Source organism: Streptomyces sp. NPDC002809, assembly GCF_040295435.1.
Classification (GTDB): Bacteria; Actinomycetota; Actinomycetes; order Streptomycetales; family Streptomycetaceae; genus Streptomyces.
The window spans coordinates 1-14,986 of the sequence record NZ_JBEOVJ010000081.1 but is presented as its reverse complement, the minus strand read 5'-3'; the positions used below and the strand labels follow the sequence as shown (position 1 = coordinate 14,986).

Here is a 14,986-nt window from a genome sequence, read left to right as displayed (position 1 = left end):
ATCTCCTGCATCGGGTCGCCCCCGCTTGCGCGGGGACACATCACACCTGCACGCGACGCTCCACCACATCAACGAGCTTGGCGATCGCTTCGTCTCGGGCGATGCCGTTCTCCTGCGATCCGTCGCGGTACCGGAACGACACCGTGCCCGCGTTCATGTCCTCGTCACCGACGATGATCATGAACGGCACCTTGGCGCGCTGGTGGTTCCTGATCTTCTTCTGCATGCGGTCCGAGGAAGCGTCCACGTCGATGCGCAGCCCCTTCTTCCGGGCCTCCGCCGCGAACTCCTGGAGGTACGGGATGTGCGCGTCGCCGATCGGGATGCCGACCGCCTGGACCGGGGCCAGCCACACCGGGAACGCACCCGCGTAGTGCTCAAGCAGCACCGCGAAGAAGCGCTCGATGGAGCCGAACAGGGCGCGGTGGATCATGACCGGGCGCTGCTTGGTGCCGTCGGGGCCGGTGTACTCCAGGTCGAAGCGCTCCGGCAGGTTGAAGTCGAGCTGCACGGTCGACATCTGCCAGGTACGGCCGATGGCGTCCCGCGCCTGCACCGAGATCTTCGGGCCGTAGAACGCGGCGCCGCCCGGGTCCGGAACCAGGGGCAGACCCTGCTTCTCGGCGACCTTCTGCAGGGTCTCCGTGGCCTCTTCCCAGGCCTCGTCCGAACCGACGAACTTCTCCGGGTCCTTGGTGGACAGCTCCAGGTAGAAGTCGGTCAGGCCGTAGTCGCGGAGCAGGTTCAGGACGAAGGTGAGCGTCCGGTCCAGCTCCTCCGCCATCTGCTCCTTGGTGCAGTAGATGTGCGCGTCGTCCTGCGTGAAACCGCGCGAGCGGGTCAGGCCGTGCACGACGCCCGACTTCTCGTACCGGTACACCGTGCCGAACTCGAAGAGCCTCAGGGGCAGTTCGCGGTAGGAGCGGCCGCGCGCGTCGAAGATCAGGTTGTGCATCGGGCAGTTCATCGGCTTGAGGTAGTAGTCCACCCCGTCGTCGAGCTGCATGGGCGGGTACATGCCGTCGGCGTACCAGTCCAGGTGGCCGGACTTCTCGAAGAGCTTGCCCTTGGTGGCGTGCGGCGAGTAGACGAACTCGTAGCCCTCCTCCTCGTGGCGGCGCCGCGAGTAGTCCTCCATGGCCCGGCGGATGACGCCGCCCTTGGGGTGGAAGACGGCGAGGCCGGGGCCGATCTCGTCGGGGAAGGAGAAGAGGTCCAGCTCGTTGCCGAGCTTGCGGTGGTCGCGCTTGGCGGCCTCCTCCAGGAACTCCAGGTGCGCCTTCAGCTCGTCCTTGGTCGGCCAGGCGGTCCCGTAGATGCGCTGGAGCATCGGGTTCTTCTCACTGCCGCGCCAGTACGCCGCGGCGTTGCGCATCAGCTTGAACGCCGGGATGAACCGGGTGGTCGGCAGGTGCGGGCCCCGGCAGAGGTCCTTCCAGCACAGCTCGCCGGTCTTCGGGTCGAGGTTGTCGTAGATGGTCAGCTCGCTGCCGCCCACCTCGACGTCCGCGCCGTCGTCCGTGGAGGCGGAACCCTTGATGCCGATGAGCTCCAGCTTGTACGGCTCGTCGGCGAGCTCCTCGCGGGCCGCCTCGTCCGTCACGACCCGACGGGAGAACTTCTGGCCCCGCTTCTGGATCTCCTGCATCCGCTTCTCGATGGCCTTGAGGTCCTCGGGCGTGAACGGCTTCTCGACGTCGAAGTCGTAGTAGAAGCCGTCCTTGACCGGCGGGCCGATACCGAGCTTGGCCTCGGGGTGGAGCTCCTGCACGGCCTGCGCCATCACGTGTGCGGTGGAGTGCCGGAGGATGTTGAGGCCGTCCTCGGAGGAGATCAGGACGGGCTCGACGGTCTCGCCGTCGGCGAGGACGTACGCGAGGTCCTTCAGTTCACCGGCGATGCGGGCGGCGACGACGGTGCGCTCGCCGGGGAAGAGCTCGGCTGCCGTAGTGCCCGTCGTCACCACGCGCTCTTCCCGCTCGGAATCGCGTTGGATGGTCACACGGACGTCTGACACCGGTCTCTCCTGACTGAGGGGGCGCACCCGCATTCCCATGGCGGACGCAAGAGGAATCGTACCGAGCCGACGGCCCCCATAGCGAAATGGGCCGCCAGCCCCCCGCTACTCCCCCGTGCACGCCTCCTCGAAATAGTCGACGTTCTCCTGGAGCGACTTCATCAGCCGGTCCCTCTCCTCCTCGTCGACCTGCACCGGAACCACCTGCGAGGCCCTGGTCAGGCGCCTGAAGCCGCCACGGCTCTCCAGCCGGCCCTCCACCCGCACCGGCAGCCCCACGAGGTGGGCCTGGCCCGCGATCCGGTACGCCTCCTCGTCGAGCTCAAGCCGTACGTGCGGCACCTCGGCGCCCGCCAGGACCCGCAGCCGTACGATTCCGGGCCCGCGCGGCCCCGCGCGGCGCAGGCGGACGACGGCTCCGGTGATCCGTACCGTCACCGCCGGCTCGTCCCGCAGGTAGCGGGCGCCCGCCCGGCGCAGGGCCGGCAGGTCGCCCGGGGAGAACTCGACCGGTTCCGGCCGGACCGGGCAGCCGTCGGGGGCTCCCGCGGCGGGCGCCCATTCCAGCGCGATCCCGGCCCCCTCCGAGCCCCGGACGAGCGCGATGACCGCCTCGGTCAGTTCGCGGCTGACGCCCGCCTCGACAGCGGAGTCGAAAGCTTCCATGCCGCCGGTGGCGCGTTGGTAGTCGACGGCCTCCCGTGCGGCGTGCAGGGCTTGGTAGAGCCGCACGGCGAGGGGGCGGCCCGCCTCCACGGGGACGAACGCCGTGAGGTCGCGGCCGCCGGGTGCGGGGCCTATGAGGACGGAGCCGAGCGTCGCGAGGGCGCGCCGGCGGTGTCGGGCGCCGTGGTAACCGGCCCGGCCCCGGACGGCGAGTGCGCCGGCCAGCAGGATCTGACGGGCCGCACCGTGCAGCTGTTCCGCCCCGGTCCAGCTGGCCGCCCCGGCGGCTCCGGCGGCCGGTTCGGGCACATCGCGCCACCAGCGGATCTCGTCACTGGGGACGGTGAGGGAGACCAGGACCTCGCGGGCGGAGGGTGCGGCGCTGCGGGCGAGCGCGGTCAGGGCCTCCCCCAGCAGGTCCTCGCTGTCGGGGAACGCGGTGGTGTCGGGCACGAGCAGGCTGGTGGAGCCGCCGGGCGGGCCGGGCGGGGTCCAGCGGCTGTAGCGTCCGGCCGCACCGCCGCGCCGCCGCCAGCCGTGCCGGGCGAGAAGGACGCCGAGGACCGCGGGGTCGACCCGGGCAGGGTCGGGGATGCCGTCGGCCGGTGAGCCGGCGGGCCGGGGCCCGGGCTGCTCGGCGGGGTGGGGACGGACGGCTGACGGGAACACTTCGTTGACGGACTCGTCCATCGGCCTGTGCATCAGGGTCTCCCTCCCGCCCCGACACGGGTCATGATCTCGCAGAGCGCTCGGTCGTCGAAGATGCGCGAGGTCGGGATCCGCACGGTGGTCCGGTGCCGGCCGGTCACGGCGTGACCGGCCAGGTTGGTCCAGTAACAGCAGTGCCGCAGGTCGAGGCGGTCGTGTCCGGCCCGCAGCCAGTCGTCCTGGCTGCGGGGCACGATCATCACGACGAGGATCTTGTGCACGGACACGGGGGTCCGGGCGAGCTTCACGAGGTGGGCGTTGTCGAGCGTGAAGGCGAACGTCGGGCCGGGCGGCCGGGCCGGTATCTGGTAGGTGCACTTCAGCTGGACCTTGATGGTCACCTCGTCGTCGACGACGTGACCGGGGGCTCCGTGGCTGACGTGCCAGTCGATGCCGTTGTCGGGGAAGGGCTGCGACAGGGAGCACCCCGCCGCGGCCGCGACCGCGTGCAAGTAGCCCACCTGGAGGGTCTCCATGCAGGCGGTGGTGGCGAGTGCGCCGCGCAGCGGTACGGACCGCTGGGGCAGCAGCCCACTCGGTTCGGGCTGCGCGAGCGCCATGGCTCCGTAGACCTTCCGGGCTGTGCCGATGGGTGAGTCGGACGCGGCGGCGTTTCAACCTCCGGCCCCGTCACCTGTGTTGTCACCGCACAGGACCGCCCTCAAACGGCGTATCAGGCAAAGGGCGCGGGTATCACCGAACCGGGCAGAGGAATCACACCATCTGCCGCTCGGGCGCGAGGAGTTCGGGGATGACTCATTGGTACGAGGGGCCACTGGCCTCTTTCGACACCGAGACGACGGGAGTGGACGTCGAGCAGGACCGGATCGTTTCGGCCGCGCTCGTCGTCCAGGACAGTGCCGGCGGGCGGCCGCGTGTCACCCGCTGGCTGGTGAATCCGGGGATTCCGGTGCCCGTGGGGGCGACGGAGATCCACGGCCTGACCGATGACCACCTGCAGCGCAACGGGCGATGGCCCGCGCCGGTGGTCGAGGAGATAGCCAGGGCGCTGGCCGAGCAGAGTGCGGCGGGCCGGCCGCTGGTCGTGATGAACGCGCCGTTCGATCTGACGCTGCTGGACCGGGAGCTGAGGCGGCACCGGGCGTCGTCGCTCGCCGGCTACCTGGAGAACACCTCGCTGTGCGTGCTGGATCCACGGGTGCTCGACAAACATCTGGACCGCTACCGCAAGGGCCGGCGCACACTCACGGATCTCTGCGAGCTGTACGGGGTGGTGCTGGACGGGGCGCATGACGCGGCCGCCGACGCGGCCGCGTCGCTGGAGCTGGTGCGGGCGATGGGGCGGCGGTTCGCCGCCCGTCTGGAGCGGCTGTCACCGGCGGAGCTGCACACGCTCCAGGCGGTCTGGCACGCCGCCCAGGCCCGTGGCCTGCAAGCCTGGTTCGCCAAGAGCGGGACGCCGGAGACGGTGGATCCGGCGTGGCCGCTGCGCCCGGAGCTGCGCGCCGCGGCGTGAGCGGAGCGGGAGTCCCCACGCCCGGAAACGCGGAAGCCGGTCCGTCGGTTTCGCTGACGGACCGGCCTCTCCCGGGGTGGGCGATACTGGGTTCGAACCAGTGACCTCTTCGGTGTGAACGAAGCGCTCTCCCACTGAGCTAATCGCCCGGGAACGGGTTGAACCATACAGGGCTCGGCGGGTGTGGTTCAAACCGCTTCCAGCCGAGCCGCGAGACCACGTCGTCCGGCCCGCATCATCAGGGCGTGGTTGGCCCGGAACACGGCCCGTCCCGGCACCGCGAGGACCCGCATGAACAGGCGGCGCACCACCACCTCCTGTTCGTAGGTGGCACGGCTCCCGGCGCCGTGCGGCACGACGGTCCAGCGCGCCCAGCCTTCGAGATCGCCGGTGAGCGTCACTTCGAGGACGCCGGCGGTCACGTCGCGGTGGTGCGCGCGCATGGTCAGGACGAGGTCGTACGGGAGGAGGGAGCGGATACGGGCGGTGCCGGGGGCGCCGTCGACGGAAGTGACCTCGCGGACCTGGGGCCACCATTGCGGGTAGCGCTCGACGCGTTCGAGGTGTGCGTAGACGGTGCCGGGCGGGGCGGGGAGATCCCAGACACTGACAAATCGATAGTGGCTCCAGTCCATGTCTCCAGGATGCGCGTACTCAGCCGGGCATCTGAGTACCTGTGCGCATGCCCGGTCGCGTGACCGGCAGCACACTCACCTCCATGGAACATGTGCCGCCACCCGCCGAGGAACTGGTCCTCCTCGACCACGAGCTCGCCCGGCTCGATCTCCGCCGGTCCCAGCTGCTGACCCGTCGTACCTGGCTGCTGAGCGTGCTGCAGGCGCCCGGCCCCCGGCCGGCCGCGCCGCACGCGCCGCAGTTCCCGCAGCCTCCGGCCCGTGCCGGGGCTCCGGCCTCCTTCGCGCCGCCTGCTCCTCCGGTCCGTACCCGCAGTGCGCAGAACGCGCTGCTCGTCCTCGGCGGTCTGCTGCTGACGATCGCCGCGATCGCGTTCACCCTGGTCAGCTGGGGTCAGATGGGGATCGGTGGCCGCTCGGCGGTCCTGACCGCGGTCACGGTCGCGGCCCTGGCCGCGCCCGCGATGCTCCTGCGACGGGGCCTGTCCTCGACGGCGGAGGCGCTCGGGGCGCTGGCGTCGGTGCTGATGGTGCTGGACGCCTTCGCCCTGTACCTGGTGGCGGTTCCGGAGGCCGGTGCGCTTGAGTACGCGGCGGCCGCCTCGGCCGTACTGGCGGTGCTCTGGGCGGCCTACGGTCTGCTCCTGGACCGGCTGCGGCTGCCGCTGCCCCTGGCCGTGGTCAGCGCGCAGCTGCCGCTGCTGCTGTGGGCGTGGGCCGGGGAGGCGGACGCCCTGGTGTTCGCCGTCGCGCTGCTGGCGACGGCGGCACTGGACTGTGCGATCACCATGTGGTTCAAGGGAGTTGCGGTCCGGGTCACGGCCTGCGCAGGTCTCTGGGTCACCGGTGGTTCGGGGCTGTTGGTGGCTCTGGCTAAGTCGGTGTCGGCCGAGGGGCCGGCGGGTGCGGTGGTGCCGGGGGCGCTGCTTCTGGCCGGTGCGGTGATCGCTCTCGTAGGGGCCCGGCGTGCGCCGGCGGCTCACGCGGTGGCTGGAGGCACGGTGGCCGGGCTGGCCGCTGTCGCCGCGGTGGGCGGGGTCCTGGCCGCCGGGGTGTCCGGTGGGTGGGCGGTGCCGGTGTATCTGGTGTGCGGCGGGCTGCTGTTGCTGGGTGTACGGGCTCCGCTGGGGCGTCCGGCCGTGCGGGGGCTGATGTGGGCGGCGGGTTCGGTGACGGCCGCTTCGGTGCTGTACTCGGCCGCCCCGGTAGCGGTGGCGCTGGTGGGTCCGGTGGCTCAGTTGGGCCGGCTGTGGTCAAAGGCTCCGTACGCAGGGGTCCGGGGAGCGCTGGGGGCCGCGGATCTGCCGTGGCAGGAGATGGCGGCGGCGCCGGTGGTGCTGCTGGCGGTCGCTGCGGGGCTCGGGGCCGCGTACCGGTCGTGGGAGGGCGTGGTGCGGTGGGCGGGTCCGGCGCTGTCCCCCGGTCCCGTGTGGCGGACGGCCGCCGCGGCGTCGGCGGTGGTGACCGGCTGGGCGGGGCTGACGGTACTGCCGCCCGCGCTGAACGTCTCGTACACGGCGGCTGTTTCGTTGCAGTCGATGCTCGTCGCGGTGGTTCTGGCCCTCGCGTTGGGCGCGTTGCGCCGCGGGATGACGGGTGTGGCGGTGACCGCGTGGGTGTGCGCGTCGGCCGGTGCGGTGAGCGTGGCGTTGCTGTCGCTGGGTTCGGAGCCGGCCACCTATGCGGTGTTCGGGACGCTGTTGCTGATGTTCGCCGGCGCTGCGACGGCGTTGGAAGGGCCTGAGGATCCGTCGCGTTCCGCGGTGTTCACGACCGTGCAGGCGGTGGTGGTCTGTGCGGCGGTGGTCTGTGCCGCGGTGCTCGCCGTCGCGTTCGGCGCGTCGATGGGGCTCGCGGTGTACGAGGCCGCGCCCGTGCTGCTCGTCGTCCCCGCGCTGACGGCCGGGCTGGGTGCACGGCTGAAGGGTCACCGGGTGGCGCTGCCGCTCGAACTGACCGGCGGGGCGGTGGGCCTCGCCGCGGTCGTGGCGGCTCTGGGCGACCCGCCGTTCCTGGCTCTGGTGCTGGCCCTCTGCGGGGTGCTGGCGGCGGGGACGGCGCTTCGCCCGGAGCGGCGGGAAGCGGCCGGGTATCTGGCGACGGCGCTGTTCGTCCTGGCGTCCTGGGTGCGGCTGTCCGCGTCCGGGGTGTCGTCCCCGGAGGCGTACACCCTGCCGGTGACCGTGCCCGCGCTCGTGATCGGTGTGCTGCGCCGTCGTCGCGATCCCGCGGCGTCCTCGTGGACCGCGTACGGGGCGGGGCTGGCGGTGACGCTGGTGCCGGCGCTCTTCGCGGCCTGGGTCGACCCGCACTGGCTGCGGCCACTGTTGCTGGGGGTGGCGGCGCTGGTGCTCACGCTGCTGGGAGCGCGGCTGCGGCTCCAGGCGCTGCTGGCACTGGGCGGTGCGGTGCTTGCGCTGGACGCGGTGCACGAGCTGGCACCGTACGTGGTGCAGGTGGTGGGCGCGATGCCGCGCTGGGTGGCGCCCGCACTGGCCGGGGTACTGCTGCTGGCCGTGGGGGCCACGTACGAGAAGCGGCTGCGCGACGCACGACGGCTGAGGGACGCCCTGGGCCGGATGCGGTGACGTTCCGCATGCCGGCCCGGGGCGCCCTCACGGACCTCAGGCCGGCATGCGGTCGCCGACCAGTGCGAGGTTCTCGATGGCGGCGAGTCCGTACAGCGCGGTGTCGTTGGTGTAGACCCAGTTGGCCTCGCTGCCCGGGACGGTGGTGACCGGGCCGCTCACCTTCTCGGTCTTCCAGGGGGCGGATTCCTTGTAGCCGTCGCTGTTGTAGAACTTCTCCCAGGCACGGGCGGCGAGCTTCTCGTCGCCCGTCTGCACGGCGGCGTACGCGTCCATCCTGGAGTGGCCCTGGAAGAGGAGCAGGCTGCCGAAGTTGGAGCCGTAGCGGGCGGTCTGTTCGGCCTTGGTGGCGTTGAAGTAGCGGCAGTAGTCGAGGTACGCCTCCTTGAACTTCGGCATGTCGACCAGGCCGATGAGTTCGGCGCACAGTTCGTTGAGCCCGAAGACGCCGGACAGGTGGGAGACGCTGACGACGGGTTCGGTGGCGACGGCGAACTTCCCCGTGTCCAGGTCGTAGAGGCCGCTGCCCTGGACGAATCCGTTGGGCTGGGCGGCGATGGTCTCCATGGTGCCGAGCACCCGGGCCCTGGCCTTCTCCGCCTGCGGTCCGCCGCGCTCCCATTCGGTGAGCCACGCGGAGACGAGTCCGCTCCAGTCGGTGCCGAAGCCGACGGACAGTGCGTGCCGGTCCGGGGTGTAGGGCTCGGTGCGGATCTTGCGGAGCGGGTCGAGGCCGAGGAAGGTCTCGTCGGAGTCGACGTTGGCGCGCATCAGGTCGCCGACGCGTTCGTCCGCGGTGAGGAAGTAGTAGAAGCGCCGGTAGGTGGTGTTGGCGATGCGCTGCTGCTTGGCGCTGTCCGCGTAGTGCTGGACGCCGTGGCGGGTGCCGAGGCCGGCCCAGTCGCCGAGGTGGTAGACGTCGACCTCGCCGGTGTGGCGGGTCATGGCCTCGGCGAAGCGGAAGATGTCGGCGCGTCCGGAGCGCAGGTAGGCGTACCAGAGCCAGAGGTCGGGCGAGAGCTCGGAGTTGTCCCAGGCGTAGCCGCCCACGTCGTAGCGCCACTGGTGCCGGGCGGGGTCGTACGAGTGCATGATGTCGCCGTAGTCCCAGAAGCCGTACCAGCGGCGCATCTCGACCTGGTCCTTGTAGTACGTGAACAGGAAGTCCAGGTGGTCCTCGATCTTCGCCCTGGCCGGGGTGGAGCGGTCGACCGGGGAGAAGAGTCCGCCGAATACGCCCGCCCCGATGAGCTGGGACGGCGGGGCGACGAGCTGCGGGAGGGTGCGCACGGTGCGGGTCTGCTGGGCGAGGGCCTCGGCGCTGGGGGTGGAGTCGTTGGCCCAGAAGACGAGTTCGCTGGTGCGGGCGATGCCGTACGGGGTGCCGAAGCCGGGCTCGTAGTCCTCATAGGTGATGTTGAGGCCTTCGAGCTGTTCGGCATAGGTGTCCTGGCCCAGGCCGTCGTGGTAGAAGCGCAGGTCCATCGGTTCCGCTTCGGGCGACCAGAGCCAGAGGGTGACCTCGGCGGCGTCGGTGTCCGCGCCGCGGATGTCGAGCTGGGCGGGGAACTTCTCCCAGAAGTCGCGCAGCCCGAAGGAGAGTCCGCCGCTGGCGCCGCCCACGTATCCGAAGCCGGAGGCGCGCCGGCCGCCGCCCGCGGCGATCCAGCCGTGGCCCTTCTTGGTGCGCTTGCGCAGCGAGAAGCCGTCGGAGGAGAGCTGGCTGAGGGTGTAGTCGCCCCACGTGGGGATGAGCGGGAGGCGCGTGGTGACGCGCTGGTCCCAGGTGGCCGGGTCGGGCAGCTTCGTGCCCTCGAACTGGGCGGCCTGGACGGCCGCTCCCGGGTCGCGGCGCAGTCCGGTGATGCCCTTGACGGCTTCGCGGAGCATGCCGCTCTCGTCGCCGCCGATACGGATGTGGCGGTCGTAGGTCTCGTCGCGCATGGGGACGGTGAAGCGGACGCCGAGGCCGCGGATGAAGTCCCCGCTCGCCTTGCCGGGTTCCTGGGTGCCGTCGAAGGTGATGGTGTGCATCATGCGGAACGATTCGGCGCCCGCGTAGAAGTAGAGCCGGACGGAGAACGGGAGCCAGGAGCGGTTGCCGTGGCGGTGCTTGCCGTCGATGCGGACGACGGCGCGGACGGGCCCGCTCTGCTCCACCTCGGTCTTGCTGATGGCGCTCTCGAAGCGTTCGTACTTCTCCTGCCCCTGGTCGCCGTCCTCGATCTCGCCCTGGCGGATCAGGACGAGGCGGCCGTTCTTCGCGATCTCGGTGGAGCCTCGGGTGAGGGAGGTAACGAGCGAGGAGCCGGTCTTGCCGATCTTCGCGGTGATGACGCCGGTGGAGACGGTGATCGAGCCGCCGCTGTTCTTGACCGTGACCTTGTTGGCCGCGGCGGCGGGTTCGCCTGTGGCGAGGGTGAACTTCTTGGCTCCACCGGCCTCGGGGCCGACCGCGTGCGCGGTCCACTTCAGGGAGCCGTCGGGCCATTTGGCGGTGGCCCAGGTCTGGACGGGGATGTCCTTGCCGTCGGGGGTGGCGAGGGCGAACTTCTGGTCGGCGGGGAAGCGCCCCTTCGCCCACGGGACACCGAAGGTGGAGCCGGGGGCGGCTCCGAGGCCGTCCTCCTCCAGCCAGCCGATCTCGACGGGGCCTTCGGTGGCCTTCCCGGTGGCGGCGGTGGCCTGCTGGGCGGTGCCGTTCAGCACCCAGGAGAAGGGGGTGGCCGCGCCGGCGACGGCGGCTGCCTTGAGGACGGTGCGGCGGGGGATCGGGGACATCACGACTCCAATTCGTGGCGGGAATGCGTGGCGAAAATGGGCATGACTGATCGCACGCTGACGCGTGGTGGGAGGTGGATCCGGGAGGTGGATCCGGGAGGTGGGTCCGGGAGGTGGGTCCGGGAGGTGGATCAGCGGCGGTCGGCGGCGACCGCCGCGGCGGCCAGACAGCCGAGGGCGGGCGCGGCCAGGGGCGGCACCTGCCAGGTGGCGAGGGCCAGGGCGACGAATCCGCCGACGAGCAGCAGTGATCCTGCCGGGTCGGTGAAGGTCCGGCGGCCCGCGGCCCGTGCGGTCTGCGCCCAGGGGGTGCCGGGCCGCCAGGCGGCGGCCGTGCGCAGCCCCCAGACGGCCACGGCCGGCAGGCCGAGCAGGCTCACGGCGACGAGCGGGCGGCCGCCCGGCAGCAGACCGGACCGGGCGACCTGCCAGTCGAAGGCGAGCAGCGCGAGCGCCGCCCACCACAGCAGGGAGATCCGCCAGCCGCTGCGGAACGCCTCCCGCACATCGGCGGCGAACTCCCGCACCCCGCCGGCCTCACCGGCCAGATACCGGCGCAGGTGCCTGCTCCCCGCAGCGAAGGCCGCGGGGAACGTGACGAGGGGCAGCGCGGCGACGGTGATCCACACGCCGGTGAGCAGGCATTCGGAGAAGACGCTGAATCGCTCCCGGACGAAGGAGGTCCTGGGTGCGGTGCCGGATTTCGCCGCCATGGATTTCGTCGCCACGGTTGTTCAGCCCTTCAGGCCGGAGGTGGCCATGCCGTCGATGAGGTAGCGCTGGAAGGCCAGGAAGAAGGCGAGTACCGGCAGCAGCGCCACCAGTGACATCGCGATCATGCCGCCGTAGTCGGCGACGGCGTCCTGGTCGATGAACATCCGCAGCCCCATCGAAACGGTGTACTTGTCCGGCTCGTTGAGGTACAGCAGGGGGCCCATGAAGTCGTTCCAGGCCTGGATGAAGGTGAAGATGGCGCTGGTGATGAGCGCGGGCCGGCACAGCGGCATCACGATCGACCAGTAGATCCGCAGGTGCCCGCAGCCGTCCAGCCGGGCCGCCTCGTCGAGTTCCTTGGGCAGTCCGCGCATGAACTGGACCATGAGGAAGACGAAGAACGCGTCGGTGGCGAGGTACTTGCCGATCAGCAGCGGGGTGAAGGTGTTGATCAGCTCCAGCTTCTGGAACATCACGTACTGGGGAATGATCAGTACGTGATACGGGAGCAGCAGCGTCCCGATCATGACGGCGAACATGATGTTGCGCCCGGCGAATCGGACCCTGGTGAAGGCGTAGGCCGTGAGCGAGCAGGAGATGACGACGCCGATGACCGAACCGACCGATATGTAGGCGGAGTTCAGGAAGAACTTCCAGATCGGGATGTCGGCGATGCCGTCGGCGAGCCGCCGGTAGTTGTCGGTGATCGGATCGGTCGGGAAGAGGTTCAGCGCGCCGACGATGTCCTCGCTCGGCTTGAACGAGGCGCCGATCGTCCACACCACCGGGTAGAGAACCACCACGAGGAGGGCGAGCGCGCCGATGTGCCAGGCGAGGGAGCCGGGAAGCCGGCGTCGTACGGCGGCAGCGGTGTCCATCGGGGTCATCGGCCCCCCTCCTCGTAGTGCACCCAGCGCTTCTGGGACCAGAACAGCACGGCGGTGACCAGGCCGACGGCGACGAGCAGCAGCCATGCCATGGCGGAGGCGAAGCCCATGCGGCTGTTCGCGAAGCCCTGGTCGTACAGGTAACAGGTGTAGACGAGTGTCGCGTCGGCCGGTCCGCAACTGCCGTTGCTGACGATGTAGGCCGATCCGAAGATCTGGAAGGAGTGGATGGTCTCCAGCAGGACGTTGAAGAACAGCACCGGCGAGATCATCGGCAGGGTGACGCTCCAGAACCGGCGCCAGGGGCCGGCCCCGTCCATCTCCGCCGCCTCGTACAGCTCCCTGGGGACCTGCTTGAGGCCGGCCAGGAAGATCACCATCGGGGCGCCGAACTGCCAGACCGTGAGGGCCACCAGCGCATAGATGATCATGTCCGGGTCGCCGATCCAGCCGCCCGCGTCGATGCCGAACAGCTGCTGTCCGCGGTCGACGACGGCGTCGTCGGAGAACAGGGCGCGCCAGACGATGGCGGCCGAGACGCTCGCGCCGATCAGCGACGGGGCGTAGAACGCGGCCCGGTAGAAGGACTGGCCCCAGCGCTTCTGGGCCAGCAGCATGGCCACGGCGAGCGCGGCGGCCAGCTTGACCGGGGTGCCGATCACCACGTACCAGGAGGTCACCTTGACCGACTGGCGCCAGCGGGGGTCGGCGAACATGTCGGTGAAGTTCTTCAGGCCCACCCACTTCGGGGCGTCGAACAGGTTGTAGTCGGTGAACGCGAGGTACAGCGAGAACACCATGGGTCCGGCGATCAGAAACAGGAAGCCCGCGATCCAGGGCGACATGAAGAGATAGCCGGTCAGATTCTCGCGGTGGCCCCGCGGTGGAGCGGGGCGGGTCTTGCGTCCCGGGCCGTTCCGCTCCACGGCGGCGAGGTCCCTGTCGAGGACCGGGCCGCTCGTGGAGGTCTGGATGTGAGTCACCGCGTCATTCCTCTCAGTTCGAGGCGAGGGCGGTCTTCGCCTCGGAGAAGAACTGCTTCACGGAGTCCTCCGGCGAGGCCTTGCCCAGGGACATGTCGCCCGCGATGCGCAGGAACGCCGCCTCGACGACATCGGCGCCGGCCGGGTGCGGGGTGATGGGCTCCAGCACGCCGGCCCTGGCGATCTCGGTCTCGTAGGCGCCGATCGCCTTGCTCGGGGCGTCGGTGGGCCGGAAGGCCTCGAACTGCGCGGTGGTGGCGGGGACTCCACGGTCGTAGCCCATGATGCGGGCGACCGCGGGGTCGTGGGTCATGAAGCTGATGAAGGTCGCGACCTCGGCGGGGTGCTTGGTCCGGGCCGTGCCGCTCAGCATCAGGGAGCCGAGGTACTGGCCGGTCTTCTTGCCGTCGGTGCTCGGGATGGGGGCAAGGCTGTAGCTGCTCTTGCCCTCGGCGCTGTAGCGGACCGAGAAGTTGTCCCAGGTGAACTCGCCGGCCGAGAGGCCCTTGGCGAGGGCGGAGGCGGGCTTGATCTGCTCGACCTTCTTCTGGTCGGCGTAGACGCCGGACTTGACCCGGGCGAGCGCCTCGGTCCAGTACGGCAGCAGTTCGTTCTCGCCGAAGCCCATGCCCTCCTCGGTGAAGAACGCCTTGCCGTTCTGGCGGAGGACCAGGTCGTACAGGTACATGACGCCGTGCGGACCGGAGTCGCCGGCTATGCCCTGACCGGACTTGATCTTCTGCAGGCCCGCGTACCAGTCGTCCCAGGTCCAGCCGAGGCCGTGGTCGACGCCGGCCTTCTCGAAGACCTTCTCGTCGATGACCAGGGCCATCGAGTTGCTGCCGACCGGTACGCCGAGCAGCTTGCCGTCGATCTCGGCGAACTTCTCCAGTCCGGCGCGGAAGCCCTCCAGCTGGAGGTTGCCCTTCTTGGCCTGCGGGTTGAGGTCGAGCAGGACGTTCTTCGCCTCGTACTTGCGGAGGAACGTGACCGCGTTCTGGATGACGTCCGGCGGGTTGCCGCCGGCCGCCTGGGTGTTGAACTTCTTCCAGAAGTCCGGGTACTGCTGGAAGTCCGTCTTCACCTTGATCTTCGGGTGCTTCTTCTCGAAGAGCGCGACGCACTCCTGGACCTTCTTCGCCCGGTCGTCGGCGCCCCACCAGGCATGCCGGATGGTGACCGGCCCGTTCGAGCCGCCGCCCGAGCCGCAGCCGGCCGCGGTCAGCCCGAGACCGGCAGCCGAGAAGCCCGCGAGCTTCAGCATCTGCCGCCGGTCCATGCCCTGGTTCCGAGACATAGTTCGCCCCTACGCTTGATTGAATCGTTTTAGAAAGCGCTTGCCGGGTCAAAGTAAGGAGCGGCACCGGCGACGTCAATGGTTGGGACGAAAATCGATCGAAGCGCTTGAACGGGGCACCCCGGAACGCCGACGGCCCGGAAGCTTCAAGGAAGCAACAACCACGTAGGGGCCGACAGAGTTTAAACCACCCGGACGACAGACCGAAAGAAAGGGGTGGTGGGGGGTGGGGT

General features: G+C 70.3%; 11 protein-coding genes and 1 tRNA gene. 2 read left to right on the top strand and 10 right to left on the bottom strand.

The window, feature by feature from the left end:
- Window positions 1–40 precede the first annotated feature (40 nt).
- The 3 genes from thrS to ABT025_RS32160 form a co-directional block, all read right to left on the bottom strand.
- The gene (gene thrS / locus ABT025_RS32170; RefSeq protein WP_351002133.1) at window positions 41–2,017 is read right to left on the bottom strand and encodes a threonine--tRNA ligase; all 1,977 of its coding nucleotides are present in this window, start codon (window positions 2,015–2,017) and stop codon (window positions 41–43) included.
- A gap of 105 nt (window positions 2,018–2,122) precedes the next feature.
- On the bottom strand, window positions 2,123–3,385 hold the full coding sequence (locus tag ABT025_RS32165; protein WP_351002131.1) for a hypothetical protein: 1,263 nt from the start codon (window positions 3,383–3,385) through the stop codon (window positions 2,123–2,125).
- On the bottom strand, window positions 3,385–3,951 hold the full coding sequence (locus ABT025_RS32160; RefSeq protein WP_351002129.1) for a DUF4365 domain-containing protein: 567 nt from the start codon (window positions 3,949–3,951) through the stop codon (window positions 3,385–3,387). The genes ABT025_RS32165 and ABT025_RS32160 overlap by 1 nt, the downstream gene beginning before the upstream one ends.
- 191 nt (window positions 3,952–4,142) lie before the next feature.
- On the opposite strand from ABT025_RS32160, the gene ABT025_RS32155 reads away from it, so the two are divergent.
- Complete coding sequence (locus tag ABT025_RS32155) at window positions 4,143–4,868, top strand: 3'-5' exonuclease (RefSeq protein WP_351002127.1); 726 nt, start codon at window positions 4,143–4,145, stop codon at window positions 4,866–4,868.
- Between the two features lie 77 nt (window positions 4,869–4,945).
- Here the strand turns inward: ABT025_RS32155 and ABT025_RS32150 are convergent.
- Window positions 4,946–5,017: transfer RNA gene (locus tag ABT025_RS32150), tRNA-Val, on the bottom strand.
- 39 nt (window positions 5,018–5,056) lie between these two features.
- Window positions 5,057–5,503: an SRPBCC family protein gene (locus ABT025_RS32145; RefSeq protein ID WP_351002124.1), complete on the bottom strand. Its 447-nt coding sequence runs from the start codon at window positions 5,501–5,503 to the stop codon at window positions 5,057–5,059.
- 47 nt (window positions 5,504–5,550) lie between these two features.
- On the opposite strand from ABT025_RS32145, the gene ABT025_RS32140 reads away from it, so the two are divergent.
- The gene (locus tag ABT025_RS32140) at window positions 5,551–8,091 is read left to right on the top strand and encodes an SCO7613 C-terminal domain-containing membrane protein (protein WP_502972077.1); all 2,541 of its coding nucleotides are present in this window, start codon (window positions 5,551–5,553) and stop codon (window positions 8,089–8,091) included.
- A gap of 36 nt (window positions 8,092–8,127) precedes the next feature.
- On the opposite strand, the gene ABT025_RS32135 is transcribed toward ABT025_RS32140, so the two are convergent.
- The 5 genes from ABT025_RS32135 to ABT025_RS32115 all read right to left on the bottom strand — a co-directional run bounded on the left by ABT025_RS32135 (window position 8,128) and on the right by ABT025_RS32115 (window position 14,753).
- The gene (locus ABT025_RS32135; RefSeq protein ID WP_351002122.1) at window positions 8,128–10,872 is read right to left on the bottom strand and encodes an exo-rhamnogalacturonan lyase family protein; all 2,745 of its coding nucleotides are present in this window, start codon (window positions 10,870–10,872) and stop codon (window positions 8,128–8,130) included.
- A 131-nt stretch (window positions 10,873–11,003) separates the two neighbouring features.
- Entirely contained in the window at window positions 11,004–11,600 is a 597-nt protein-coding gene (locus ABT025_RS32130) for a hypothetical protein (RefSeq protein WP_351002120.1), read from the bottom strand.
- 6 nt (window positions 11,601–11,606) lie between these two features.
- Window positions 11,607–12,473, bottom strand: coding sequence for a carbohydrate ABC transporter permease (locus ABT025_RS32125; RefSeq protein WP_351002118.1), 867 nt, complete (start codon window positions 12,471–12,473; stop codon window positions 11,607–11,609).
- Window positions 12,470–13,456, bottom strand: a complete 987-nt coding sequence (locus ABT025_RS32120) for a carbohydrate ABC transporter permease (protein ID WP_502972076.1) — start codon at window positions 13,454–13,456, stop codon at window positions 12,470–12,472. The genes ABT025_RS32125 and ABT025_RS32120 overlap by 4 nt, the downstream gene beginning before the upstream one ends.
- Window positions 13,457–13,469: 13 nt before the next feature.
- Window positions 13,470–14,753: an ABC transporter substrate-binding protein gene (locus ABT025_RS32115; RefSeq protein WP_351002116.1), complete on the bottom strand. Its 1,284-nt coding sequence runs from the start codon at window positions 14,751–14,753 to the stop codon at window positions 13,470–13,472.
- Window positions 14,754–14,986: the final 233 nt, after the last annotated feature.

Coding starts and splice junctions, on each gene's coding strand:
- ABT025_RS32165 (WP_351002131.1), bottom strand. CDS start 3,385: ATGCACAGGCCGATGGACGAGTCCGTCAACGAAGTGTTCCCGTCAGCC.
- ABT025_RS32160 (WP_351002129.1), bottom strand. CDS start 3,951: ATGGCGCTCGCGCAGCCCGAACCGAGTGGGCTGCTGCCCCAGCGGTCC.
- ABT025_RS32155 (WP_351002127.1), top strand. CDS start 4,143: ATGACTCATTGGTACGAGGGGCCACTGGCCTCTTTCGACACCGAGACG.
- ABT025_RS32145 (WP_351002124.1), bottom strand. CDS start 5,503: ATGGACTGGAGCCACTATCGATTTGTCAGTGTCTGGGATCTCCCCGCC.
- ABT025_RS32140 (WP_502972077.1), top strand. CDS start 5,551: ATGCCCGGTCGCGTGACCGGCAGCACACTCACCTCCATGGAACATGTG.
- ABT025_RS32135 (WP_351002122.1), bottom strand. CDS start 10,872: ATGTCCCCGATCCCCCGCCGCACCGTCCTCAAGGCAGCCGCCGTCGCC.
- ABT025_RS32125 (WP_351002118.1), bottom strand. CDS start 12,473: ATGACCCCGATGGACACCGCTGCCGCCGTACGACGCCGGCTTCCCGGC.
- ABT025_RS32115 (WP_351002116.1), bottom strand. CDS start 14,753: ATGTCTCGGAACCAGGGCATGGACCGGCGGCAGATGCTGAAGCTCGCG.